The sequence below is a fragment of the Streptomyces sp. NPDC059010 genome (assembly GCF_042740355.1).
Classification (GTDB): Bacteria; Actinomycetota; Actinomycetes; order Streptomycetales; family Streptomycetaceae; genus Streptomyces.
Window position 1 is genome coordinate 144326 of sequence record NZ_JBHYJA010000018.1, and the last position, 25075, is coordinate 169400.

The 25075-nt window shown below is 71.9% G+C and carries 23 protein-coding genes and 1 tRNA gene; 9 read left to right on the forward strand and 15 right to left on the reverse strand.

The window, feature by feature from the left end; genetic code table 11:
• Positions 1 to 74: 74 nt before the first annotated feature.
• The 3 genes from ACFWYS_RS21360 to ACFWYS_RS21370 all read right to left on the reverse strand — a co-directional run bounded on the left by ACFWYS_RS21360 (position 75) and on the right by ACFWYS_RS21370 (position 2826).
• On the reverse strand, positions 75 to 1289 hold the full coding sequence (locus tag ACFWYS_RS21360) for an acyl-CoA dehydrogenase family protein (protein ID WP_384771046.1): 1215 nt from the start codon (positions 1287 to 1289) through the stop codon (positions 75 to 77).
• A 6-nt stretch (positions 1290 to 1295) separates the two neighbouring features.
• Positions 1296 to 2318, reverse strand: coding sequence for a phosphotransferase family protein (locus tag ACFWYS_RS21365; RefSeq protein ID WP_384771049.1), 1023 nt, complete (start codon positions 2316 to 2318; stop codon positions 1296 to 1298).
• A 211-nt stretch (positions 2319 to 2529) separates the two neighbouring features.
• Positions 2530 to 2826 carry a hypothetical protein gene (locus ACFWYS_RS21370; protein ID WP_384771051.1) on the reverse strand — a complete coding sequence of 99 codons (297 nt, stop codon included), beginning with the start codon at positions 2824 to 2826 and terminating at the stop codon, positions 2530 to 2532.
• 110 nt (positions 2827 to 2936) lie between these two features.
• Between ACFWYS_RS21370 and ACFWYS_RS21375 the strand changes: the two genes are divergently transcribed.
• Positions 2937 to 3914: an NADP-dependent oxidoreductase gene (locus ACFWYS_RS21375; protein ID WP_384771054.1), complete on the forward strand. Its 978-nt coding sequence runs from the start codon at positions 2937 to 2939 to the stop codon at positions 3912 to 3914.
• 83 nt (positions 3915 to 3997) lie between these two features.
• On the opposite strand, the gene ACFWYS_RS21380 is transcribed toward ACFWYS_RS21375, so the two are convergent.
• The 4 genes from ACFWYS_RS21380 to ACFWYS_RS21395 all read right to left on the reverse strand — a co-directional run bounded on the left by ACFWYS_RS21380 (position 3998) and on the right by ACFWYS_RS21395 (position 6372).
• Positions 3998 to 4327 (reverse strand): DUF202 domain-containing protein, encoded by a 330-nt coding sequence (locus ACFWYS_RS21380; RefSeq protein WP_384771056.1) that lies wholly within the window; start codon positions 4325 to 4327, stop codon positions 3998 to 4000.
• Complete coding sequence (locus ACFWYS_RS21385; protein WP_272116664.1) at positions 4324 to 4716, reverse strand: YidH family protein; 393 nt, start codon at positions 4714 to 4716, stop codon at positions 4324 to 4326. The genes ACFWYS_RS21380 and ACFWYS_RS21385 overlap by 4 nt, the downstream gene beginning before the upstream one ends.
• Before the next feature lie 107 nt (positions 4717 to 4823).
• Positions 4824 to 5351, reverse strand: coding sequence for an NUDIX domain-containing protein (locus tag ACFWYS_RS21390; RefSeq protein ID WP_384771059.1), 528 nt, complete (start codon positions 5349 to 5351; stop codon positions 4824 to 4826).
• 124 nt (positions 5352 to 5475) lie between these two features.
• A complete protein-coding gene (locus ACFWYS_RS21395) occupies positions 5476 to 6372 on the reverse strand; it encodes a DMT family transporter (protein ID WP_384771063.1) in 897 nt (298 codons plus the stop codon).
• A gap of 310 nt (positions 6373 to 6682) precedes the next feature.
• On the opposite strand from ACFWYS_RS21395, the gene ACFWYS_RS21400 reads away from it, so the two are divergent.
• The 5 genes from ACFWYS_RS21400 to ACFWYS_RS21420 all read left to right on the forward strand — a co-directional run bounded on the left by ACFWYS_RS21400 (position 6683) and on the right by ACFWYS_RS21420 (position 11359).
• Entirely contained in the window at positions 6683 to 7633 is a 951-nt protein-coding gene (locus tag ACFWYS_RS21400; protein WP_384771065.1) for a hypothetical protein, read from the forward strand.
• Positions 7634 to 7909: 276 nt separating this feature from the next.
• A complete protein-coding gene (locus ACFWYS_RS21405; protein ID WP_384771068.1) occupies positions 7910 to 9457 on the forward strand; it encodes an APC family permease in 1548 nt (515 codons plus the stop codon).
• 82 nt (positions 9458 to 9539) lie between these two features.
• Positions 9540 to 10319, forward strand: coding sequence for a molybdopterin-dependent oxidoreductase (locus tag ACFWYS_RS21410; RefSeq protein WP_384771071.1), 780 nt, complete (start codon positions 9540 to 9542; stop codon positions 10317 to 10319).
• Positions 10303 to 10926, forward strand: a complete 624-nt coding sequence (locus tag ACFWYS_RS21415) for a cytochrome b/b6 domain-containing protein (protein ID WP_384771074.1) — start codon at positions 10303 to 10305, stop codon at positions 10924 to 10926. Before ACFWYS_RS21410 ends, ACFWYS_RS21415 begins: the two co-directional genes overlap by 17 nt.
• A gap of 217 nt (positions 10927 to 11143) precedes the next feature.
• Positions 11144 to 11359, forward strand: a complete 216-nt coding sequence (locus tag ACFWYS_RS21420) for a hypothetical protein (RefSeq protein ID WP_384771076.1) — start codon at positions 11144 to 11146, stop codon at positions 11357 to 11359.
• A gap of 940 nt (positions 11360 to 12299) precedes the next feature.
• Here ACFWYS_RS21420 and ACFWYS_RS21425 read toward each other — a convergent pair.
• The 4 genes from ACFWYS_RS21425 to ACFWYS_RS21440 all read right to left on the reverse strand — a co-directional run bounded on the left by ACFWYS_RS21425 (position 12300) and on the right by ACFWYS_RS21440 (position 16174).
• Positions 12300 to 13325: an L-idonate 5-dehydrogenase gene (locus ACFWYS_RS21425; RefSeq protein WP_384771079.1), complete on the reverse strand. Its 1026-nt coding sequence runs from the start codon at positions 13323 to 13325 to the stop codon at positions 12300 to 12302.
• A gap of 14 nt (positions 13326 to 13339) precedes the next feature.
• Positions 13340 to 14116, reverse strand: coding sequence for an SDR family oxidoreductase (locus ACFWYS_RS21430; RefSeq protein WP_384771082.1), 777 nt, complete (start codon positions 14114 to 14116; stop codon positions 13340 to 13342).
• A 24-nt stretch (positions 14117 to 14140) separates the two neighbouring features.
• A complete protein-coding gene (locus ACFWYS_RS21435) occupies positions 14141 to 15568 on the reverse strand; it encodes a GntP family permease (RefSeq protein WP_384771085.1) in 1428 nt (475 codons plus the stop codon).
• Between the two features lie 75 nt (positions 15569 to 15643).
• Positions 15644 to 16174, reverse strand: coding sequence for a gluconokinase (locus tag ACFWYS_RS21440; RefSeq protein ID WP_384771088.1), 531 nt, complete (start codon positions 16172 to 16174; stop codon positions 15644 to 15646).
• A gap of 147 nt (positions 16175 to 16321) precedes the next feature.
• Between ACFWYS_RS21440 and ACFWYS_RS21445 the strand changes: the two genes are divergently transcribed.
• The gene (locus ACFWYS_RS21445) at positions 16322 to 17023 is read left to right on the forward strand and encodes a FadR/GntR family transcriptional regulator (RefSeq protein ID WP_384771091.1); all 702 of its coding nucleotides are present in this window, start codon (positions 16322 to 16324) and stop codon (positions 17021 to 17023) included.
• Positions 17024 to 17025: 2 nt separating this feature from the next.
• Here the strand turns inward: ACFWYS_RS21445 and ACFWYS_RS21450 are convergent, their stop codons facing one another.
• From ACFWYS_RS21450 to ACFWYS_RS21465, 4 genes are all read right to left on the reverse strand, one after another.
• Complete coding sequence (locus ACFWYS_RS21450) at positions 17026 to 17403, reverse strand: YchJ family protein (RefSeq protein WP_384771094.1); 378 nt, start codon at positions 17401 to 17403, stop codon at positions 17026 to 17028.
• A 13-nt stretch (positions 17404 to 17416) separates the two neighbouring features.
• The gene (locus tag ACFWYS_RS21455) at positions 17417 to 18760 is read right to left on the reverse strand and encodes a M1 family metallopeptidase (protein WP_384771097.1); all 1344 of its coding nucleotides are present in this window, start codon (positions 18758 to 18760) and stop codon (positions 17417 to 17419) included.
• A gap of 77 nt (positions 18761 to 18837) precedes the next feature.
• Entirely contained in the window at positions 18838 to 22704 is a 3867-nt protein-coding gene (locus ACFWYS_RS21460; protein ID WP_384771100.1) for a Pls/PosA family non-ribosomal peptide synthetase, read from the reverse strand.
• A gap of 272 nt (positions 22705 to 22976) precedes the next feature.
• Positions 22977 to 23061: transfer RNA gene (locus ACFWYS_RS21465), tRNA-Leu, on the reverse strand.
• Positions 23062 to 23251: 190 nt separating this feature from the next.
• Here ACFWYS_RS21465 and ACFWYS_RS21470 point away from each other — a divergent pair.
• Positions 23252 to 24577, forward strand: a complete 1326-nt coding sequence (locus tag ACFWYS_RS21470; RefSeq protein ID WP_384771103.1) for a M20/M25/M40 family metallo-hydrolase — start codon at positions 23252 to 23254, stop codon at positions 24575 to 24577.
• Between the two features lie 131 nt (positions 24578 to 24708).
• A complete protein-coding gene (locus ACFWYS_RS21475) occupies positions 24709 to 24942 on the forward strand; it encodes a chaplin (protein ID WP_384771106.1) in 234 nt (77 codons plus the stop codon).
• The last annotated feature ends 133 nt before the right edge of the window (positions 24943 to 25075 follow it).

The following is a 25075-nucleotide window of genomic DNA, read 5'->3' on the forward strand; positions in this document are numbered from 1 at the left end:
GTTGTTGTTTAGTTTTCGTCGGGTGGTGCGCGGGCGGGCCCCCCGCCCCCCCCCCCACACCCCCCCACGTCCAGTTACAGGTACTTCTTCAACTCCCGCCGCGCCAGCGACCGCTGGTGCACCTCGTCCGGGCCGTCGGCGATCATCAGCGTCCGCGCCGAGGCGTACAGCTCGGCCAGCGGGAAGTCCTGGCTGACGCCGCCCGCGCCGTGCAGCTGGATCGCGCGGTCGAGGATGTCGACCACCGCACGCGGCGTGGCGATCTTGATGGCCTGGATCTCGGCGTGGGCGCCCTTGTTGCCGACGGTGTCCATCAGCCAGGCGGTCTTCAGCACCAGCAGGCGCAGCTGCTCGACCGTCACGCGCGCGTCGGCGATCCAGTTGTGCACCACGCCCTGCTGGGCCAGCGCCTTGCCGAACGCGGTACGGGACGCGGCCCGGCGGCACATCAGCTCGATCGCCCGCTCGGCCATGCCGATCAGCCGCATGCAGTGGTGGATCCGGCCGGGGCCGAGCCGCGCCTGCGCGATGGCGAAGCCGCCGCCCTCCTCGCCGATGAGGTTGGCCGCCGGCACCCGCGCCTGGTCGAAGACCACCTCGGCGTGGCCGCCGTGGGAGTGGTCCTCGTAGCCGAAGACCTGCATCGCGCGCTTGACCGTGACACCCGGGGTGTCGCGGGGGACCAGGATCATGGACTGCTGGCGGCGGATGTCGGCGCCGTCCGGGTCCGTCTTGCCCATCACGATGAAGATCTTGCAGTCCGGGTTCATCGCCCCGGAGATGTACCACTTGCGGCCGGTGATGACGTACTCGTCGCCGTCCCGCTCGATGAGCGTGGTGATGTTGGTGGCGTCCGAGGAGGCCACGTCCGGCTCGGTCATCGCGAACGCCGAGCGGATCTCACCGGCGAGGAGCGGCTCCAGCCACTGCTTCTTCTGCTGCTCGTCGCCGAACTGGGTCAGCACCTCCATGTTCCCGGTGTCGGGCGCCGCGCAGTTCGTCGCGGTGGGCGCCAGATGCGGGGAACGGCCGGTGATCTCGGCCAGCGGGGCGTACTGCAGGTTGGTGAGCCCGGCGCCGTACTCGGCGTCGGGGAGGAAGAGGTTCCACAGGCCCTGCCTGTGCGCCTCCGCCTTCAGCTCCCCGACCACGGCCGGCGTGTCCCACGGGGACGCCAGCGCGGCCCGCTGCTCCTCCGCGACCGCCTCGGCCGGATAGACGTACTCGTCCATGAAGGCCAGCAGCCGGGCGCGCAGTTCCTCGGTGCGTGCGTCGAACGCGAAGTCCATGGCGGATCAGCCTTCCTGAAGGGTGGTGAGGCCGTGCTCGATGAAGACCGGGACCAGGTCGCCGATGCGGTCGAAGCCGCGGCCGACCGTCTGGCCCAGCGTGTAGCGGTAGTGGATGCCCTCCAGGATCACGGCGAGCTTGAACCAGGCGAACGCCGTGTACCAGGAGACCGCGGAGACATCGCGCCCGGAGCGTTCGGCGTACCGCTGGACAAGTTCCGCGGGCGCGGGGTGTCCGGGGGCCTGGGCGGTCGTGGAGACCGGGGAGTCCGCCATGCCCAGCGGCATGCTGTACATCACCAGCAGCCCCAGGTCGGTGAGCGGGTCGCCGAGCGTCGACATCTCCCAGTCGAGGATCGCCTTGATCTTGTCGTCGTCCCCGATGAGGACGTTGTCGAGCCGGTAGTCGCCGTGCACGACGGCCGGCGCGGGCGAGGTCGGCAGCCGCCGTCCGAGGGTCGCGTGCAGTTCGTCGATGCCGGCCAGTTCGCGGTTGCGGGAGGCGTCCAGCTGCTTGCCCCAGCGGCGCAGCTGGCGGTCCAGGAAGCCCTCGGGACGGCCGAAGTCCGCGAGGCCCACCGACGCGGGGTCCACGCCGTGCAGCTCGACCAGCGTGTCCACCAGCGCCAGCACCGCGTCCCGGGTGCGCTCCGGGCCGAGCAGGGCCAGCTGGTCGGCGGTGCGGTACGGGGTGCCGTCGACGAACTCCATGACGTAGAACGGCGCCCCGAGCACCTCCTCGTCCTCGCACAGCAGCACCGGCCGCGGCACCGGCACGTTCGTCGGGTGCAGGGCGCTGATGACCCGGTGCTCGCGCTTCATGTCGTGCGCCGTGGCGAGGACATGGCCGAGCGGGGGGCGCCGTACGACCCACTTCGAGGTGCCGTCGGAGACCGCGTAGGTGAGGTTCGACCGTCCACCCTCGATCAGCCGTCCGGTCAGCGGACCCTGTGCCAGACCGGGCCGCTCGCGCCCGAGCAGGCCACGCAGCCGTTCGAGGTCGAGTCCGGGCGGATGGTCGGGGCTCATACTGCGCTCCTAAGGGCAGGTGAACGGGACCTGACTCATGATGCCGACCAGTCGGTATGTAGTCCAGTGGGGAAGCCGAACGTGATCTGGGCCACCATAGGCCGACAGCTCCCCGCGCCGGACGCCGGGGAGCTGTCGGTGGTGTCTTCTCGGCCAGTACGCCGAACCGGCGGGGCTGGTGAGGCCGGGGACGTCGGTGAGACCGATGGGTTCAGTGGTCGTCCCAGTGGCCGTCGTGGGCGGCGTGCCGGTGGCCGTCGTGGAGGTAGTCCACGTGGTCGCCGTGCAGGACGCTCTCGTGTCCGCAGTCGGCGCCGTGCTGATGGCTGTGGCCCTCGTGCGCGACGTGCCCGTCCGACTCGCACTCGTCCCAGTGGCCGGAGTGCTCACGGTGGAGGTGGCCGTCGTGCGCGTAGTCGGTGTGGTCGCCGTGCGGCACCGCGGTGTGTCCGCAGGCGGGGCCGTGGGCGTGTGTGTGGGCGGGGTGTTCCACGTGCAGGGTCGTCATGGTGCTCACCTTCGGGGCGGGTTTGTGACGTCGACAGGCTGCCACGCGAACGGCGCATATCGGGTCATTCGGGCTTGCGTGGCGCCCCGCCACCCCAGAGGGTCGAACCCATGAAGGGCATCAGCTACGCACGCTACGGCGGCCCCGACGTGCTCGCCTACGGGGATGTGCAGGACCCGCGGGTCGGGCCCGACTCGGTGCTGGTCAAGGTGCGGGCGGCGGCGGTCAACCCGGTCGACTGGAAGTGCCGCGAGGGCCACATGGACCGGATGCTGGAAGCCGCCTTCCCGGTGGTCCCCGGGTGGGACGTCTCGGGCGTCGTCGTTCAGCCCGGTGTGTCCGTCACGGAGTTCGCCGTCGGCGACGAGGTCATCGGCTACGTACGCGAGGACTTCCTCTCCCGCGGCACCTTCGCCGAGTACGTCGCGGCCCCCGTGCGCACCCTCGCCCGCAAGCCCCGCAACCTCACCTGGGAGGAGGCGGCCGGGCTGCCGCTGGTGGGGCTGACCGCCTACCAGGTGCTGCTCAAGGTGCTCCGGGTCAAGCGCGACGAGACCGTCCTCGTGCACGCCGCGGCCGGCGGGGTGGGCTCGATCGCCGTCCAGCTCGCCCGCCATCTGGGCGCCCGTGTCATCGGTACGGCGAGTGCGCACAACCACGACTTCGTACGCGGCCTCGGCGGCGAACCCGTCGAGTACGGGGACGGCCTGGTCGAGCGGGTGCGCGGGCTGGCGCCCGAGGGCGTGGACGCGGCGGTCGACACGGTCGGCGGCGAGGCGCTGAAGGCCTCCGCCAACCTGCTGGCGCCCGAAGGGCGTCTGGTGTCGATCGCCGACCCGGACGTCTTCGACTACGGCGGCCGCTACTACTTCGTCCGCCCCGACACGGAGGACCTGCTGCGGCTGTCCGAGCTGGCGGAGGAGGGGGTGGTGTCCGTGCACGTCTCGGAGACGTTCCCGCTGGAACGGGCGGCCGACGCCCACCGGCTCAACCAGGAGGGCCGTACCCGCGGCAAGATCGTGGTGACGGTGGACTGGGCCGCGGAGGAGACGGCGGCTCCTGAGGGGCTGTGGCAGGGCTCGGAGTAGCGCGGGCTCGGTACTGAGTCGGCCGTGGCGGTCGGGGGCATGGCGACCGTGGCGGCCTGGGCAGCCTCCTCAGGGGCCGGAGATCAGAAGACGAGGGCGGCGGCACACACGGCCAGCGCCACGGTGAGCAGGACGGTGGCCGTCGCATGCCGGGGCGCGAGCGCCGCGGGCTCGGCCGACGCGGCGAGGACGCGGATCCGGCGGTGCGCGAGGGCCAGGAACCCCAGCCACAGCCCGCAGCACAGGGCGCAGACGACCACTCCGACCACCGAGAACCTGCCGTGCAGGGCGGTCTTCATGGCGAGCACGGCGGCCACGGTGCCGGACAGTGTCGTACGACGCCACGCCAGCCGTGTCCGCTCGGGCTGCAGCCCCGGATCCCGCACCGGCCCGGCGGCCGCCCCGGCGCTCACCCCTCCCACCCGACGAGTACGACGACGACCATCCCGACGGCCACCACCGCGACCACGAGACTCAGCACCGCCGGGAACCGTGACACCGGCAGATCCTCGCCCTGGCGCATCGCCCGCTCGCAGCGCACCCAGTGATTGACCGCGCGCAACGAGCACAGCACGCCCGCCGCCAGCAGCGCGAGCGCCAGCCCGACCCGCCAGCCCCAGCGCAGGTCCGGCAGGAACTGGTCCACCGCGAAGCCGCCGCCGATGAGCGCGAGCGCGGTCCGCAGCCAGGCCAGGAAGGTGCGCTCGTTCGCCAGCGAGAACCGGTAGTCGGGGGTGCCGCCCTCCTGTCGGATCTGCTGCGGCTCGAACCACAGTCGGACGTTTCGTACGAACTCGATCACATGAACGACCCTATCCGGGCGGCGTTCGGGGGGCGCTGTCGGTGCCGCCCGCCGGGGTTCGGTCAGCCGGAGGGCCAGGGGTGGACGAGCCGGTGCCGGTTGTTCGGTCAGCCGGTGGACGAGCGGGGCTCCCGGTGCGCCCTGAGCCGCTCGTACGCCGCCAGCCCGTCCGGCACCCACGCCCACTCCGGCAGCCGGCGCTCCAGCTCGGCCTCGGGCAGGAAGTCGTGCCAGGCGACCTCCTCCACCTGGGGGCTCACCGGCAGCTCGCAGCGCACCTCGTACACCGCCGACCACCAGGTCTGCCCGGCGCCGTCGTCGTACAGGAACTTGAAGAGGAAGGTGGGGCGGGGGAGGCCGGTCACGCCGAGTTCCTCCTCGGCCTCGCGCAGCGCGGCGGCGTCGTACGACTCGCCCGCGCCGACCACTCCGCCGACGAACATGTCGTAGCGCGAGGGGAACACCAGCTTGGTGGGTGTGCGGCGGTGTACGAAGAGGCGGTCCTGCGCGTCCCGGGCCTCGATGAAGACACAGCGGTGGCGCAGCCCCTTGGCGTACGCCTCGCCGCGCGGGGACTGTCCGACGACCTGGTCGTCCTCATCGACGATGTCGAGGATCTCGTCAGCAGAGCTCATGGGGCCATCCAAGCAGGGCGGCCCTTGAGGGCGGGGCGTCCGAGCCAGGGGAGTCCGAGCCAGGGGAGTCCGAGGTTGGGGCGTCCGGGGCCGGGGCGTCTGGGGGCGCGGCGGCTGTCCGGGGTCAGGGCGTCTGGAGAGCGGGGGCCGTCCGCCGCGGCTGCGTCACGCCGCACGGCATCGCCGAATGCGTGCCGAGCAGGATGATGCCCACCACGATCCCGGCGAGGCCCGCCGACTCCCACGCCAGGGCGCCGGCGTCGGTGCGCAGACGGTCGCCGAGGAAGCCCACGCCGCAGGCGATGCCGGCCAGCGGCTGGGCGGCGGTCAGGGCGGGCAGGGACATCCGCAGGGACGCCGTCTCGAACGCGCTCTGCACCAGGACCAGCCCGGTCAGGCCGAGCGCCACCACGGCGTACGGCTGCCAGCCGGTCAGGACCTCCGTAATGCCGCCCTCGGCGAAACGCTGCCCGGTCACACGGGTCAGCGCGTCCTGCACGCCGTAGAGGAGACCGGCGGCCGTCGCCAGCAGGGCCGGGCCCGAGCTGAGCCGGGAGCGCTTGGCGTACCCGGTGAGCAGCAGGGCCACCCCGATCATGAGGCCGATGATCAGCCAGTGCCGGAGCGGGTTGTCGGTGGCCGTGCCGCCGGTCGGCTGTCCGGCCACGATGAACGCCGTCACACCGCCCGCGAGCAGCGCGAGGCCCGTCCAGCCCTGGCGGCCCAGGGGCTGCTTGGTCTGGCGGCGGGAGAGCATCAGCGCGAACAGCAGGTTCGTCGCGAGCAGGGGCTCCACCAGCGAGATCTCACCCTGGCCCAGCGCCATCGCGCCGAGCGCCATACCGACCACCATCAGGCCGATGCCGCCCAGCCAGCGCGGCATCTTCATCAGGTCGAGGAGGATCCGGGGCGAGAGGAAGTCGCTCAGCGGGGCCCGCTGGGCCGCGTTCTGCTGGAGGACGAAGCCGAAGCCCAGGCAGCACGCAGCCGTGACGGCGAGTATCAGGATCTGAAGCGACACGCTGCGTACCTCGATCATCCTGCCGGGGGAGGGGGACGGGGTGCGTAAAGGCCGACTGTAGCGGCCCTGGGCCCGGCATGCGCGTCCCACCATCGTCAGGTGCCCGCCCCGGCTGCGCCATGACGTACGCCACACAGTCCGAACAAATCCGACATTGCGGTCAGGTTGAATGCCTCAACTGTCCCACCAGTAACGCGAGTTGACGCGTGTAACACCCTGGCGGCCCTTGACGTGAACCATTGGCTGCGGGTTTGCTGTGCGTGATCGTTCGATGACTGTCCCCACACATCCCCCGACAGAACCCAAAACGGTGCCCCCACCTCCGCCACCCCTCGGCCGCGGCCGGAAGCGTGCAACCCACGCCTTCGACCCGGCCCTCGACGACGCCGAGCTCACCGCCGCCCGCACCGCGCTGGCCCAGGGCCGGTGGCAGTCGGCCCGCTCGCTGCTCGCCCGCACCGGCGACGACTGGGATTGCCGAGGGCACCGCGTCACCGTCCTCGCCCAGGAGCCGTACTGCGCCGCCTGGACCCGCGACTGGCTGCTCGCCGAACCCGACTCCGTCGACGCCGCCGTCCTGCTCGCCCTCGCCCAGGTGCGGCGGGCCCTGCGCGGCAAGGAGAAACCGGTCCGTGCCCGCGAGTCCTGCCGCACCGCCGCCGAGCTCGCACCCGCCGACCCCACCCCCTGGCTCGGCCTGCTCATGCTGGAGAGCGCGGTGGGCGCCGAGGAGGCGGTACGCAGCCTCTTCGCCGAGGTCCGCGCCCGGTACGCCGACCATCACCACGCCCACCACCTGATGGTCGCGAGACTCGCCGAGCACCGGTCCGGCACCGGCCCCGACCCGCTCCACGAGGTCTACGACTTCGCCAACGCCGCCGCCGAGCGCGCCCCCGCCGACTCCCCGCTCGCCATCCTCCCGGTCATCGCCCACGCCGAGCGCTACCGCGTCCTCGCGGCGGCCGGGCACGAACCGCGGGACGCCGCCGCCTCCGGGCACTGGACCGGACGCCGGGCCCGGCAGGTGATGCGGGCCGCCTTCGACTGGTGGCTGGAGTGGGAGCAGGAAGGCCACCCGCGCCGCCTGATCGACCTGAACTTCCTCGCCCACGCCAAGGTCTGCGAGGGCCGCGGCGCCGAGGCCGCCGCCCTGTTCCACCGCATCGGCGACCACGCCACCCCGTCACCGTGGTCCTACCCGGACCACGACGCCTACGCCGCCTTCCGCACGGCCCGAGACACCGCACTCGGCACGACGTGACGGCGCCGACCCGACGTGACAGGAGCGACTCGACGTGACGGCATCGACGCGACGCAACGGCTCCGTCGCGACGCAGCGAAGCCGAGCCGACGGGACGGGGCCGGCCCGACGCAACGGCCCAGACTCGACGTGCCGGCCGCGACCCGACACAACGGCGCCGACTCGACGCAACGGCCCCGTCGCAACGCGACAGCACCGACCCGACCTGCATGCCAGAGCCGCACACCCGACCGCGTACCCCCACCCCCACCCCCACCCGACAAAGGACGGTCTCTCATGACGACGGGCAGTTCCAGTACGAGCAGAGTCTCCGCGGGCGGCGGAGGGATCAGTACGTTCAAGGGCGAGGACCGCGCTCTGCGCGCCGACCGGCTGGGTACCGCGGGCCTGCTGCTGTCGGTGCTCGCCGCCACCGCCCCTCTGATGGTCGTCGCGGGTGTCATGCCCACGACCTTCGGGGTGATGGGTGTCCTCGGCCAGCCGCTGCTCTTCGTGATCCTCGGCCTCGTCCTCGCCCTGTTCAGCGTCGGGTACGCCGAGATGAGCCGGCACGTCCACAACGCGGGCGCCTTCTACGCGTACATCTCCCGCGGCCTCGGCGGCACGGCCGGCGCCGGCGCCGCGATGGTCGCGCTGGTCGCCTACAGCTCCCTCCAGGTCGGCATCTACGGCATCTTCGGCTTCGAGGTCTCCGGCCTGTTCGCCACCTACCTGGACACGGAGGTCGCCTGGTGGATACCGGCGCTCCTCGCCGTGCTCCTGGTCGGCGCCCTCGGCTGGCTCAAGATCGACCTCAACGCGCGCGTACTCGGCGTCCTGCTGATCATCGAGGTCGCCCTCGTCGTCGTCTTCGACGTCGCCGCGATCGCCGACCCCGCCAAGGAGGGCCTGTCGCTGCACGCCTTCAACCCGGACACCCTCACCGGCGCGGGCATAGGCACCGCCCTGTGCTTCTGCGTCGCCGCCTTCCTCGGCTTCGAGCAGGCGCCCGTCTACGCCGAGGAGACCAGTCGCCCGCATGTCCTCGTGCCCCGCGTGATGTTCCTGGCCATCGGCGGCATCGCGGTGTTCTACACGATCAGCTGCTGGGCGTACACCGTCGCCGCCGGCCCCTCGGCGATCGTCGGCACCGCCCAGGAACAGAGCGCCGGCCTGCTGTTCTTCCTCACCGAGGATCTCCTCGGCACCGGCTTCACCGACGTCCTGCACGTGCTGTTCGTGACCGGCATGTTCGCGGCGATGCTCAGCTTCCACAACGTCGTCGCCCGCTATGCCTTCGCCATGGGCCGCGAGGGCCTGCTGCCCGGCGCCTTCGGCCGTACCAGCGGCGCGAGCGGCGCCCCCGGCACGGGTTCGCTGCTGCAGACCGGGATCTCGATCGTGGTCGTCGCCGCCTTCGCGCTCACCGACGACAAGCCGGCTGGCGACCCGACCGCACCGGTCCTGCACCTGTTCACCTGGATGGGCAGCCTGGGCGCGCTGGGCGTGGCCGCGCTGATGGCCGCCGCCTCGGCCTCGGTCGTCGTCTTCTTCGTCCGCCGCGGGGCAGCGGCGGCCCAGTTCTGGCGGCTGGCCGCCTCCGCGCTCTCCGTCCTCGCGCTGCTGTTCATCGTCGTCTACACCGTCAAGGACTTCGACGTCCTGATCGGGGCGGGCTCCGGCTCCGCCCTGAGCTGGGCGCTGCCCGCCGTGATCGCCCTCGCCCTGGCCGCCGGCCTGGTGCAGGGCCTGCTCCTGCGCTCCCGCGCCCCCGAGCGGCACGCCCGCATCGGGCTCGGCAACGAGGCGTTCCAGCTGGACAAGGCGGCGACGGAAACTCCGTAGAGGAGTAAGAGGCGATTACGGAACTCTGACGGGCACCCGCGATTCCTGGCCCCGGCCGGGTCGCGGGTGTTCGAATGAAACGGTGAACCCCGAACAGTCCGAACAGCCCGAACCCCCCGAAGCAGAGGGCGAGGAGAGGGCCGAAGCAGAGGCCGAGGCGAAGGGCAAACCCATCGGCCGCCGCGTCCTCCTCGGCACCCTCGGCCTGGGCGCCCTCGGCGTGGTCACCGCGCCCACCCTGCAACGCGGCCTGGAGTCCTTCCTCGCGAGCGCGTCCGACAAGGACCCCACCGGTCTCACGGACCTGCTGCCCAACGGCGGCGGCTTCCGCTACTACTCGGTGACCTCCTCCGTACCCCGCAAGGACACCACCACCTACCGCCTCACCGTCGACGGCCTGGTCGACCGCCCCCGGACATACACGCTCGCCGACCTGCGCGCGCTGCCGCAGACCCGGATGGTGCGCGACGTCCAGTGCGTGACCGGCTGGCGGGTCCCGCACACACCGTTCGAGGGCGTGCGTCTGTCCCGGCTGCTCGACGCCGCGGGGGTGCGCGAGGGGGCCGGGGCGGTGCGCTTCACCTGCTTCGACGGCGCGTACTCCGAGAGCCTCACCCTCGACCAGGCCCGCCGCGCGGACGTCCTCGTCGCCCTGCGCATGCAGGACAAGGACCTCGGCCACGCCCACGGCGGCCCGGTACGCCTCTATGTGGCGCCGATGTACTTCTACAAGTCCGCCAAGTGGCTCTCCGGTATCACCGTCACCAAGGACGTGAAGCCGGGCTACTGGGAGGAACGGGGCTACGACGTCGACGCCTGGGTCGGCCGCTCGAACGGACGCGACGATGAGCCTACGACTTGACGCCCCCGGCCCGGCCACGGGCGTCCGGCGCTTCGGCCTGGCCACCCGCTGGGTGCACCGTACGACGGCCGTGCTGATGGGCGTGTGCGTGGTGACCGCGGCCTGTCTGTACATCCCGCAGCTCGCCGAACTCGTCGGCCGCCGCGAGTTGGTGGTCCGCGTCCACGAGTGGGCCGGCCTCGCCCTGCCGGTGCCCGTCCTGGCCGGCCTCGCCTCCCGCCTGTTCCGCGCCGACCTGGGCTTCCTCAACCGCTTCGGCCCGCACGACCGCAGCTGGCTGCGCGCCGCCCTGCGCCGGGACAAGCGGCACTCGTCGCGTCCGGCGGGCAAGTTCAACGCCGGCCAGAAGATCTACGCGGCCTGGATCGCGGGCGCCACGCTGGTGATGCTCGGCACCGGCCTGATGATGTGGTTCACCCACCTCACACCCCTGGTCTGGCGCACCAGCGCGACCTTCGTCCACGACTGGCTGGCGCTCACCATCGGCATCGTCCTCGCGGGCCACATCGGCATGGCACTGGGGGACCCGGAGTCCCGCCGGGGTATGCGGACCGGGTTGGTGAGCCGGGAGTGGGCCGAGCGGGAGCACTCGCTGTGGCGGCACTGAGGCGGCTACCGGCTCCTGGAAGACGCCGAGCGACGACACCGACGTCGCGTTCGGATCCGGGATCACGTCGGGAGCGGCCACCGTGAACGCGGCGGGCAGACGCACCTCGGCGTCGGCGTAACGCACGACCACCTCGACCGGGCCCGGCTCCAGCGCCGGTACGACGGCTGACAGCACCAGCGGCCCGCCCGATTCCGCGTTCGGAGCGGATGCCGGAGTGGAGGCCGGAGCCGACCCCGGAGCGGTCACGGAAGCCGACCCCGGTGCGGACACCGGCACGGACACCATGGCCACCTGCTGCCCGCCGATGCTCACGCTCCCGGCCCGCAGCAGTTCGGCCTCGTCGAAGTACGGGTCGGCCAGCTCGATCCCGATCGTGTCACCGGGCTTCGCCGTACCGTCGCCGCCCGTGTCCACCCCGGCGATCCGGTAGCCGCACGCCGGTGTACCGCCGGACGGGGCCTTCAGCCGCACGGTGTCGCCGGGATGCCGCCGGTGGAAGTCGAGCAGCCCGCCCAGCACGGCGTACGCGGCGCGCCCCTTGCAGGAGCCGGCCCCCTCCGCCAGTGCGGCATGGTCCCGTGCCGCCTGTTCCCAGCTGCCGCCCTCGCCCTGCACGGCCAGACAGGCGGCGGCCAGGCCACGCATCACCGTCCAGTCGCCGTCGCCGTCGCCGTCGCCGTCGCCGTCGGCGGTCGGCGTCCGGGGGATCACGCTCAGGGCGTTCCGGCACTTGGCCGGGTCGCGGAGCAGGTCGTACACGCTCGCCGGGTCCGAAGTGCCGTCCAGATTCGGCGAGTCGGGGCCGGGCGGGAGCCAGGCGGGGGCGTCGAGGAACTTACGGGTCATGGTGGGGCTGGGTGCGGCAGCCGGGCTCGCACTCGCCGTTCCGTCCCGGGTCGCGCTCGGCGCAGCGGTGGGTGCGGGCGCGCCGATGTGGCCGTCCGCCGACGGTCGTACCGGGGGAGTGGAGCCGCTCGCCGGACCGGTCGGCAGCCCTCGGGCGCCGTCAGAGGGGCCGGTGGTGACGATGCTGCTTCCGCCGCCCCTGTTGTCCGCCGGCCCGCCACCGTCACCGGTGAAGGCGGCGGCTGCCACCGCCACCGCCCCTACGACGAGCAGCCCCGAGATACGCATCCCGAGGGAAACCGCCATGACGCCCCCCGATGTTTCCGGCCCCGGACGGCTGCGGCGGCCCCCGGAGGTTTCCTCATCATCAGGCCGGGGGTGCGGTTGGGGGAAGCCGGTTTGAGTGATCGTCAGAGTGATTTCAGGTACGGGGCATCTCGTTCCCCCAGCGGCCAGCGGCCAGCGGCCAGCGGCCAGCGGCCAGCGGCCAGCGGCCACAGCCCCCGGCCCTAAGCCCCCGGCCCTCAGCCCCCGAAGTCCAGCAGCACCTTGCACGACCGGTTTCGGTCCGCCGCCAGTTCGAACGCCGACTCCGCGTCCCGCACCGGCACCACCGCACTCACCAGCCCGTCGAACAACCCCTCCGTCGCGAGCAGTTCCAGCGCCCCGTCGAACTCCCCGTCGAACCGGAACGCCCCCCGCACCTCGATCTCCCGGCTCACGACGAGGTTCCCCGCGAACGGGCTCCTCCCCGGCGGCAGCATCCCCAGCTGGACCACGACACCACCGCGCCGCACCAGCCGCAGACAGGTGTCCAACCCGGCAGCCACGCCGGACGCCTCGATCGCCACGTCCACTTCGGAAGGCCACCCGGCATCGTCCGGGTCGTCGGCGCGTACGAGGGTGTCGGCGCCCGCGATCCGCGCGTACCGCAGGGCCGCGGGCAGCAGGTCCGTCACCGTGACCCGCGCGGCCCCCGCCGCCTTCGCCGCCGCGACCACCAGGCACCCGATCGGACCGGCGCCGGTGACCAGGACGTGCCGCCCGGCCACCGCACCGGCCCGCCGCACGGCGTGCAGGGCGACGGACAGCGGCTCGGCGAGGGCGGCGCGCCGCAGGTCAAGGCCGGGCGGGAGGGGGCGCAACTGGTCGGCGGGGACGGTCAGTCGGTCGGCGAACCCGCCCTGTACGTGCGGGAAGCGGGCCGCGCTGCCGAGGTAGCGGGTGTCGCGGCAGACGTTGCGCCGTCCGTCCGCGCACTCGGGGCAGACCCCGCAGGGCGTCGCCGGGTGCACCGCGACGGCCATACCGGGAGGCGGACCCGACGCTCCGGAGCCGTAGGAGACGACCGTCCCGACCACCTCGTGGCCGAGCACCATCGGCTCCCTCAGCCGGAAGTCGCCGACCCCGCCGTGCCGCCAGTAGTGCAGGTCGGAGCCGCAGACGCCGCCGTAGCGCACGGCGACCAGCGCCTGCCCGGGGCCGGGTGCCCGCGGGGGCACCTCCTCGACCCGCAGGTCGCCCGCACCGTGGATCACACAACCGAGCATCCCCGAGGCCTCCTTCACAGCACGCTGGTCATTCCGCCGTCGACGTACAGCACCTGCCCGCTGACGAAGTCCGCGGCCGGAGAGGCGAGGAACAGCACTCCGCCCACCAGGTCCTCGGTACGGCCCCAGCGGCCGGCCGGGGTGCGGCGGCGCACCCAGGCGCTGAACTCCTCGTCCCGGACGAGGGGCCCGGTCAGCTCGGTCTCGATGTAGCCGGGGCCGATGCCGTTGACCTGGACGCCGTACGGGCCCCAGTCCGCGCACATGCCCTTGGTGAGCATCTTCAGCGCGCCCTTGGTGGCGGCGTAGGGCGCGATGCCGGGGCGGACCACCTCGCTCTGCAGGGAGCAGATGTTGACGATCTTTCCGTGACCGCGCTCCGTCATCCGCCGGGCCGTCTCACGGCCGACGAGGAAGGCGCTGGTCAGATTGGTGTCCAGGATGCGGTGCCAGTCGGAGTCGGTGAACTCCAGGAGCGGCGCGCGCAGTTGCATGCCCGCGTTGTTGACCAGGATGTCGAGCGGGCCCACCCGCTCCTCGACGTCCGCGATCCCGGCGGCCACGGAGGCGCTGTCGGTCACGTCGAACGCGGCCGTGTGGACGGCGCCGGGCAGCTCGGCGGCCCTGAGTCCGGCGGCGGCCTCGGTGAGGCGTTCGCCGTCCCGTCCGTTGAGGACCACCGTGCAGCCGGCCTCCGCCAGACCGCGGGCGAGCGCATGGCCGATGCCCCGGCTGGAGCCGGTGACCAGGGCTGTGCGGCCGCCGATGTCGAAGAGGGGGTGAGCCGTCATCGTCGTATCCCTGTCCCGGTGTCCCTAGATGATCAGCGAGAGGAGGAGGACCACACCGCCGGCGACGACCGAGATGATCGTCTCCATGACGGACCAGGTCTTGATGGTCTGGCCGACGTTCAGGCCGAAGTACTCCTTGACCAGCCAGAATCCGGCGTCGTTGACATGGCTGAAGAAGAGCGAGCCGGCGCCGATGGCGAGGACCAGCAGGGCCGCGTGGGTGGTCGACATGTCGGCCGCGAGCGGGGCGACCAGACCGGCCGCCGAGACCGTGGCCACCGTCGCAGAGCCCGTCGCGAGACGGATCGCCACCGCGATCAGCCAGGCCAGCAGCAGTGCCGGGATCGACCAGTCCTCGGAGATTTCGAGGATCATCTGGCCCACGCCCGTGTCGATCAGCGTCTGCTTGAAGCCGCCGCCCGCACCCACGATCAGCAGGATGCCCGCGATGGGCGCGAGGCTCTTCTCGACCAGCGGCGAGATCCGCTCCTTGCCGAACCCGGCGGGCCTGAGCAGCGTGAAGATGCCGACGAGCACGGAGGCGAGCAGGGCGATCAGCGGCGAGCCGATGACGTCGAAGACCCGCTGGACGGTGTTCTCGGGGTCGTCGATGACGATGTCGACCAGCGCCTTGGAGAGCATCAGGACGACGGGGAGGAGGATCGTGGCCAGCGTGGCCCCGAAGGCGGGCCGCTTCTGCGGGTCCTTGGTCCCGCGCTGCGCGGGGTCCTGGGCGGAACCCTCGATCGCGGCCAGCATCCGCTCGGGAGCCGGGACGTCCACCCAGCGCGCCGCGTACCGCGAGAACAGCGGGCCGGCGATGATCACGGTCGGTATCGCGACGAGGACGCCGAGCGCCAGCGTGACCCCCAGGTCGGCGCCGATGGCGTCGATCGCGACCAGCGGGCCGGGGTGCGGCGGGACCAGGCCGTGCATCACGGACAGACCGGCCAGGGCGGGGATGCCGATGCGCATCAGCGAGTAGTTGCCGCGCTTGGCGACCATCAGCACGACCGGGATCAGCAGCACGACGCCGACCTCGAAGAACAGCGGCAGACCGATCACCGAGGCGATCAGCACCATCGCCCACGGCATCGAACGGCCGCCGGTCCTGGCGAGGATGGTGTCGACGATCTGGTCGGCGCCGCCCGAGTCGGCGAGCATCTTGCCCAGGATCGCGCCGAGGGCGATCAGCACGCCCACGCCGGCGACCGTGGTGCCGAGCCCGGTGGTGAAGCTGACGATGACCTTGTCGAGCGGCGCCCCGGCGATCGCGCCGAGCGCCAGCGACCCGAGGGTCAGCGACAGGAACGCGTGGAGCTTGAACTTGGTGATGAGCAGGACGATGACGGCGATGCCCGCCAGGACGGCGACGCCCAGCTGAGCGTGGCCGGCCGAGGTGATGGGCTCGACCGGGTCCGCTGCCAGCATCTCGACGCTGAGTCTGGTCACGGGGGTTCCCTTGCAGGTACGGGGATGGGGGACGCGTGGGGGGTGGTGACTCGGGGGTGGGTGCCCGGAAGGGGACTACCGCGGTGTGCCGGTGCCGGTGCCGGGCAGCGCGTTCAGTGCTTCGACGGCCCGTTCGGTGATCTCCTCCGGGCCGCCGGCGACATCCACGGCGACTCCGGCCTCGTCCGGCTGGAGCGGCTGAAGGGTGGCGAACTGGGAGTCCAGCAGCGCGGTCGGCATGAAGTGCCCCTGCCGGTGCGACATCCGGTCCTCCACGAGGGCCCGGTCACCGGTGAGGTGCACGAACACGACCCCGGGTGCGGTGGCCCGCAACCGGTCCCGGTACGACCGCTTCAGCGCCGAGCAGCTGACCACCCCGCCGAGCCCGGCCCGCCCGTCCGCCCAGGCGCCGATGGCGTCCAGCCACGGCCACCTGTCCGCGTCGTCGAGCGGGGTGCCGGCCGACATCTTGGCGATGTTGGCCTGCGGGTGGAAGTCGTCGCCCTCGGCGTACGGGACGCCGAGCCGGGCCGCGAGCAGGGGACCGATGGTGGTCTTGCCGGTGCCCGCGACGCCCATGACCACGACGACATGGGGGGAGTTCATCGCTGCCTCACTGTCTGCTGTCTCCGTCGACACACGGCGTCCGGGGACGCCGACGCAACTGAAACCCATTAGGTACGACGAATTCAAGAGGCTGTGATGAATAAGTCTGACTTTTTGTTCCCGTGATCTGCCCCGTACGCTGAGTGCATGAGCACACCGGGCCGGGGGCTGCACGGCCATGTACTGGAGACCCTCGGCCCCGCGATCACCGCGGGCGAGTATCCGCCCGGCAGCGTCCTGCGCACGGACGAGCTGGCGCAGCGCTTCGAGGTGTCGCGGTCGGTGATGCGCGAGGCGGTGCGGGTCCTGGAGTCCATGCACCTGGTCGAGTCCCGCCGCCGCGTGGGCGTCACGGTGCGCCCCAAGGCCGAGTGGAACGTCTACGACCCCCAGGTCATCCGCTGGCGTCTGGCGGGCGCCGACCGCCCCCAGCAGCTGCGCTCACTGACCGTGCTGCGCTCGGCGATCGAGCCGGCCGCGGCCGGCCTGGCCGCCAAGCACGCCACCGCCGACCAGTGCGCCGAACTCACCGAGTGCGCCCTCGGGATGGTCGCCAACTCCCGCGGCCACCAGCTGGAGGGCTACCTCGTCCACGACATCGCCTTCCACCGCGCCATCCTGAACGCCTCCGGCAACGAGATGTTCGCCCGCCTCGGCGACGTGGTGGCCGAGGTCCTCACCGGCCGCACCCACCACGAGATCATGTTCGAGGACCCCGACCCGGCCGCCGTGACCCTCCACGTCCAGGTGGCGGAGGCGGTCCGCGCGGGCGACGCCGCCCGGGCGGAACACCTGACCCGGGAGATCACGGTGGGGGCCCTTCAGGAACTGGACATCCTGGCGCCGTAGCCCTACTGGTCCGGGAACTCGCCGTCCACGTACACCCACGCCCCGTCGACCCGCTCGAACCGGCTCCGCTCATGCAGCGACCCGCCCCGGAACGAGGCCCGGAAGGTCACCGTCCCCGTGGCGTGGAACGCCGAACCGTCCGTCGCGTCCAGGATCTCCAGCCCGGTCCACCGCATCCCCGGATCGAGCTCCAGCCGCGCCGGCCGCGTCCTCGGATGCCAGGTGCGCAGCAGATACGCGACATCGCCCTTGACGAACGCGCTGTACCGCGACCGCATCAGCGCCTGCGCGGTCGGCGCGGCGGCCGCACCCGCGTGGAAACGGCCGCAGCACTCGCCGTACGGCTTGGACAGCCCGCACGGGCAGGAACGCGTGGTCATGCCTGCCATTGTGCTAGCCCGCCGCCCGCGTCTCGGCCCCGGGCAGCGGCGGCAGCGCCGCCCCGTACACCCACGCCTCGAACAGCTCGTCCACCGGCTCGCTCGCGAAGCGGGCCACATGGGAGACGAAGGCCTTGGTCGTCACCGTGCCGCCCCGGTGCAGCGGGCCCCAGCTGCGCAGCATGCGGAAGAAGGCGATGTCGCCCAGCGCACAGCGCACCGCGTGCAGGACGAGCCCGCCCCGCTCGTAGAGCCGGTCGTCGAACATCGACTTCCGGCCCGGATCCGCCAGCCGCAGATCCTGTGGCTGCGACGCCAGCAACCGGTGCGCGATGGCGGCCAGTTGCTGCGCCGTACGCCCGCCCGAGCGCTCCGACCACAGCCACTCCGCGTACTTCGCGAACCCCTCGTTCAGCCAGATGTGCCGCCAGTCCGCGATGGACACGCTGTTGCCGAACCACTGATGGGCCAGCTCGTGCGCCACCAGCCGCTCCGAACCACGCGCCCCGTCCACATGGTTGGCGCCGAACAGCGACAACCCCTGTGCCTCGACGGGCACATCGAGCTCCTCCTCGGTCACCACGACCGCGTACTCGTCGAACGGGTACGGCCCGAACAGCTCCTGGAAGACGTCCATCATCTGCGGCTGACGCGCGAAGTCCCGCGAGAAGTCGCCCAGCAGATGCGCCGGGATGTGCCCGTGCTGCGGCACCCCGCCCAGCCCCGGGTCGCCAAGCAGCACCGTCTGGTACTTCCCGATCGACAGCCCGACCAGATAGCTGGACGTCGGCGCGGCCTGCTCGTAGACCCAGGTGGTCGTGCTCGCCTTCGTCGTCCGGGTCAGCAGCCGACCGCCCGCCACCACCGCGTACGCCGACGGCGTGGTGATCGAGATCTGGTACGACGCCTTGTCGGCGGGCCGGTCGTTGCACGGGTACCACGACGGCGCCCCGATCGGCTGGCTCGCCACCAGCGCCCCGTCCTCCAGCTCCTCCCAACCGATCCCGCCCCAGGGGCTGTTCACCGGCTTGGGGTTGCCCGACCAGTGCACCTCGACGGTGAAGGCCGCCCCGGCCCGGATCGGCTTGGCGGGGCGCACCCGCAGCCTGCCGCCGCGATGCGTGTAGTGCGGCTGCCGTCCGTCCAGCCGGACCCGCCCGATCTTGAAGTCGGCCAGGTTCAGCACGAACTCGGTGAGCGGCGAGCGCCCCGCGATCGCGTTGATCCGGGCCGTCCCCGACAGCCGGTTCGGGCCCGGGCGGTAGTCCAGCGCCAGCTCGTACCGGTGCACCCGGTAGCGGGGATCGCCGTGCTCCGGGAAGTACGGGTCCGCGCCCGCCGCCTGCTGAACTGCCACTGCTGTCTGTGCTCCCTGCGCCGTACTGATGCCACTTCGTGCCGGCCCACCGCTCTCCGGCCCCGAGTGGGCCGCGCTCAGGGACGCCATGCCTCGATCGGATTGCCGAGCCAACGGGTGTCGTCGGGGACCGACTCCGCCGCCATCACGAGCGACGCGGGACCCAGCGTCGTACGGGCCCCGATCGCGCTGCCGGGCAGAACGATCCCGCCAGGACCCAGCGTCGCGCCCTCACGGAGGACCACAGTATCCGTCCGCAAGATCCGGTCGTGGAAGAGGTGCGTCTGGAGCACACAGCCCCGATTCACGGTGGCGGCGTCCTCCAGTGTCACCAGATCGGTCTCGGGCAGCCAGTAGCTGTCCACCCAGACGCCCTTTCCGATCCGTGCGCCCAGCCCCCGCAGCCACGCCGTCATCACCGGCGTACCCGGCACCGAACCCGCCAGCCACGGCACGGCCAGCACCTCCACGAAGGTGTCGGCCAGCTCATTGCGCCACACGAAGGACGACCACAGCGGATGCTCCCCGCTGTGATGCCGACCCACGAGCAGCCACTTGGCCACGACGGACACCAGCCCCGCCACGACCCCGGCCCCCAGCAGCACCAACCCGGACAGCAGCGGCGCCCAGCCCCCCAGCGCACACAGCGCCGCCACCGTCAGCACCGCGATCCCCGCCGAGCAGAACACCGGCACGATCCGGCACAGCTCCACCAGCCCGCGCGCCCACAGCAGCCGCGCCGACGGATCGTACGTCCGGCTCTGGTCGCCGCCGGCGGCACTGCGGGGCAGCTTCACCGGCGGCAGCCCCAGATACGACGTGCCCTTCTTCGCCTTCTTCGGCGTCGCCGACAGCACGCCGACAAGCCCGCCGTCGGGCACGGTCCGACCGGGCGCCGTCATCCCCGAGTTCCCGAGGAAGGCCCGCCGCCCGATCTCCGCTCGCCCGATCCGCATCCAGCCACCACCGAGCTCGTACGGCGCGGTCAGCGTGTCGTCGGCCAGGAACGCGCCCTCACCGACCCTGGTCAGACTGGGCAGCGCCAGCACCGTCGACACCTCGGCGCCCTTGCCGATCCGCATCCCGAGCAGCCGCAGCCACACCGGCGTGACCAGCCCGGCGTACAGCGGGAACAGCGTCTCGCGCGAGCGGTCCATCAGCTGCGTGACCGTCCACGCCTGCCAGCCGACCCTGCTGTGCGTCGGATACGTCCCCTCGCGCAGCCCCAGGCTCAACAGCCGCACCGAGACCAGCAGCAGCACGGCATACGCCAGCCCGAAGGCGAGCGTCGCCGGTACCAGCGCCAGCGCGGCTCCCGTCAGAGGCGCGTCCGGCGTGAAGAGCTCCCGGCCCACGAGGAACGCGGCCGCCCCGGCCACCACGGGAAGCGCGCTGAGCGCGAGGCCCGTGAGCCCGTACATCACCCGCCAGTACGTCCCGCGCCGCGGCCGCTCCTTGGGCCAGTTGCGCTTGGCCTTGCCCAGCTTGACCGCGGGCGCGCCCGCCCACCGCTGACCGGTCGGAACCTGCCCGGTGACCGCCGACCCGGGCGCCACCTCGGCCCGCTTGCCGACCCGGGCACCCGGGAAGAGCATGCTGCGCGTGCCGACGACGGCATGCGCGCCCACCTTCACCGCGCCGATCTCCAGTCGGTCCCCGTCCAGCCAGTACCCGGACAGATCCACCTCGGACTCGACGGCCGCGCCCCGGCCCAGCTTCAGCAGCCCGGTGACCGGCGGCAGCGAGTGCAGGTCGGCGTCGGATCCGATCTTCGCGCCCAGCGCCCGCGCGTACCGCTCCAGCCAGGCCCCGGTCAGCGAGGTCGCCCCACTGAACTCGGCGAGCCGCTCGGCGGTCCACAGCCGCATGTGCACGCTGCCACCACGCTCGTACCGTCCGGGCTTCACCCCCTTCAGCAGCAGCCGCGCACCACCGGCGGCCAGCGCCAGCCGCCCCGGCGGGCTGAACAGGGCGAGCGCCCCGACCGCCAGGAGCCACCAGGGCGCCGTCGGCAGCCACGCGTAGGCGGGCAGCACATTGCCCAGGGCGGCCAGCGCGACCGTCCAGCGCAGGCCCAGCACCGTGAACAGCGGAACAAGAAGCAGAACCTGGATCAGCTGCGCCCGCCCGGGCACCGGCGCGATGATCCGCTCCGCCCCGTCGTCGTGCGCGGACTCCTCCAGGTGCCGGGCCAGCTTGCGCAGCACCGGCTGCTGGTAGATGTCCAGGACGGCCGCGCTCGGATAGCGGGTCCGCAGCCGCGTCGTCAGCTGCGCGGCGGCCAGACTGCTGCCGCCGATCGCGAAGAACGCGTCGGACGCGCTGCTCACGGGGATGCCGAGCACCGCGGTCCACTGCTCCGCCAGCCACGCCTCGGTGCCGTAGAGCTGCTCGGCCGGACCGCCGGTCTCCAGCCCCTCCAGGGGCCACGGCAGCGCGGCCCGGTCCACCTTGCCCGAGGTGCGGGTCGGCAGGTCGTCGACCGGCGCGAGCAGCGGAACGAGCGCGGCGGGCAGCTCGGCCCGCAGCTTCTCGACGGCCACGGCCTGGTCCCAGCCGTCCTGTGTGACGACGTACCCGACGAGCAGCTGATTCCCGCTGCGAGCGGTCCGCACGGCCGCGGCCGCACCGGCCACCCCCGGCAGCGCCTGCAACGCGGCATCCACCTCACCGAGCTCGATCCGCCGCCCCCCGAGCTTGATCTGCTCGTCGGCCCGCCCGAGGAACACTAGCCCCTCCGGCTCCGCCTTGACCAGGTCACCACTGCGGTACGCCCGCTCCCAGCCCAGCGACTCCAGCGGCGCGTACTTCTCCGCGTCCTTCTCGGCGTCGAGATACCGCGCGAGCCCCACACCGCCGATGACGAGCTGCCCACTGCCGCCCATCGGCACCGGCTCCCCGGCCTCGTCCACGACGGCCAGCTCATAGCCGTCCAGCGGCAGCCCGATCCGGATCGGCTCCTCGCCGCTCATCAGCGCCGCACAGGCCACGACGGTCGCCTCGGTCGGCCCGTACGTGTTCCAGACCTCGCGGCCCTCGGTCACCAGCCGCTGCGCCAGCTCGGGCGGACAGGCTTCACCGCCGAAGATCAGCAGCCGTACGTCGTTGAGGGTCTCCGGCTCCCAGAGCGCGGCCAGCGTGGGCACCGTGGACACCACGGTGATCTCCTGCTCGACCAGCCACGGCCCGAGATCGGCACCGCTCCTGACCTGCGAACGCGGCACCGGCACCAGACAGGCGCCGTACCGCCAGGCCAGCCACATCTCCTCGCAGGACGCGTCGAACGCGACCGAAAGACCCGCCATGACCCGGTCCCCGGGCCCGATCGGCTCCTCGGTGAGGAACAGCGCGGCCTCGGCGTCCACGAACGCGGCGGCACTGCGGTGCGAGACGGCGACACCCTTCGGCTTCCCGGTGGAACCGGACGTGAAGATGATCCACGCGTCGTGCTCCACACCGGGACGGCCGGCGGGCGCCTCGGAGACACCGTGCACCGCGATCTCGTGCCCGGCTCCGATCACGGCCCGTACATCCGCCTCCCCGAACACCAGCTCGGCCCGCTCGTCCGGGTCCTCGGCGTCGACCGGCACATAGGCGGCACCGGCCGCGAGCACGGCGAGGATCGCCACGTAGAGATCATTGGTCCCGGACGGCACCCGGACCCCGACCCGGTCGCCGAGCCCGACCCCTGCCGCGGCGAGCTCGCGCCGCAGCCGCGCGACCTCGACGGCCAGCGCGCGGTAGGTGAGGGAGGTGGTGCCGTCGTCCAGCGCCGGCTCGTCCGGATACGACCGCACGGACGCCTCGAAGACATCGACGAGTGTGCGAGGGGAGGCCGCCGGACCTCCGGAGAAACGTGCCCGGTCACCGAACTGCTGGTGGATCTCTGCGCTCAGCTCTTCGTCGAGCAGGCCGAGAGCTTCGCTCTCGTGTATGGCTGCCATCCGGTCCTCGCGTCTCGATCCCGGAAGCCTCCGGGGCGCTGGCGGGCCCGCAGGTTTGCCTGGGGTTGTCCGGCTCCAGCTCCGTAACAAGCCGGAAATTTTAGTACGACGCTAGGTTCGGGCACTTCGACATGCCACTCGAACCAGCCGATCGGGGCCACCGGCTCACCGCCGGAACAGGCCCTGACCTGGTGATCTTCTACGGAACGAGACATCCCCCACACAATGAGCGAGGGCCGCGACCTCACGGTCACGGCCCTCGCACTTTCAAGTGTCCGAGGGGGGACTTGAACCCCCACGCCCGATAAAGGGCACTAGCACCTCAAGCTAGCGCGTCTGCCATTCCGCCACCCGGACAAGGTGTCTGTCGCGCGGGGTTTCCCTCGCGGCGACAGAGGAAACATTACCAGGCTTCGAAGGGTGCCCCGATCACCCCCCGTCGTGGCGTGAACGGCATGTGACGGGGCGCGGCCGGTCTTGGGCGGGGCCGGGCGGAGGGGGAGGATGAGGGGGACCCACCAGCAGTGACAGTGCGGGAGGAAGCAGCGTGAGCGAGACGGACACGGCCAGGGGTATCACCGGCGAGGACGAGGTCGTGGACCTTTGCCGCGAGCTGATCCAGATCGACACCAGCAACTACGGCGACCACTCGGGTCCCGGTGAGCGCAAGGCGGCCGAGTACGTCGCCGAGAAGCTCGCCGAGGTGGGGCTCGAACCGAAGATCTTCGAGTCCCACCCGGGCCGCGCCTCCACCGTGGCGCGGATCGAGGGCGAGGATCCGTCCCGGCCCGCGCTGCTGATCCACGGACACACCGACGTCGTACCGGCCAACGCCGACGACTGGACCCACCACCCCTTCTCCGGCGAGGTCGCGGACGGGTGCGTGTGGGGGCGCGGGGCCGTCGACATGAAGGACATGGACGCGATGACCCTGGCGGTCGTACGCGACCGGCTGCGCAGCGGGCGCAGGCCCCCGCGGGACATCGTGCTCGCGTTCCTCGCCGACGAAGAGGCCGGCGGCAAGTACGGCGCCCGGTTCCTCGTCGACAAGCACCCGGACCTCTTCGAGGGCGTCACCGAGGCGATCAGCGAGGTGGGCGGGTTCTCGTTCACCGTGAGCGAGGAGCGGCGGCTCTATCTGATCCAGACGGCCGAGAAGGGCATCCACTGGATGAAGCTGACCGTGGCCGGTACGGCCGGACACGGGTCGATGATCCACCGGGACAACGCGATCACCGAGCTGTCGGAGGCGGTCGCCCGCCTCGGCCGGCACAAGTTCCCGGTGCGGGTCACCAAGACCACCCGGGCCTTCCTCGACGAGCTCGGCGACGCCCTCGGCACCGAGCTGGACCCGGAGAACATGGAGGGCACCCTCGCCAAGCTCGGCGGCATCGCCAAGCTCATCGGCGCGACCCTCAGCAACACGGCCAACCCCACTCAGCTCGGCGCCGGCTACAAGGTCAACGTCATCCCCGGCGAGGCCACCGCCCATGTCGACGGCCGCTTCCTGCCCGGCTTCGAGGAGGAGTTCCTCGCCGACCTCGACAAGATCCTTGGCCCCAAGGTCAGGCGCGAGGACGTGCACGCCGACAAGGCCGTCGAGACGGGCTTCGACGGGGCGCTCGTCGCGGCGATGCAGTCCGCGCTGGTCGCCGAGGACCCCGCCGCGAAGGCCATCCCCTACATGCTCTCCGGCGGCACCGACGCCAAGTCCTTCGACGACCTCGGCATCCGGGGCTTCGGCTTCGCCCCGCTGAAGCTGCCGCCGGAGCTGGACTTCGCGGGCATGTTCCACGGCGTCGACGAGCGGGTGCCGGTGGACGGTCTGCAATTCGGGGTCCGGGTGCTCGACCGGTTCATCGACGCGTCCTGAAAATCGTCCAGACGTACTGGATGTGACCAGGGAGGGTGAACGCGCTCATAGGGTCGTAGCCCTATTAGTTCCTCCTCGTTACAGGTGATGCGATCAGCTACTTGTGATCGCATTGCCAACAAGGAGGAATAATGATCAAGAAGGTCGTCGCCGCTGCGGCTGCCACCGGTGGGCTGGTTCTCGCGGGCGCGGGCCTGGCCGCGGCTAGCACGGGTGCTCAGGGTGCCGCCGTGCACTCCCCGGGCGTCGTTTCCGGCAACGTCATTCAGGTGCCGGTCGCGGTGCCGGTGAACGTCTGCGGCAACACGATCTCCGTCGTCGGTGTGCTGAACCCCGCCTTCGGCAACACCTGCGTCAACAAGTGACGTTGTGCCTCGCCCCGTGACCAGGGGCTGAGCCCGGGGGGGGGCGGGGAGGCCGGCCCCCAGAGGAGGGCGGCGCTGGCCGGGGGGGGAGCAGCTGTTGGAAACACCCAGCTCGTTGTGAGGGGGGGTGAGA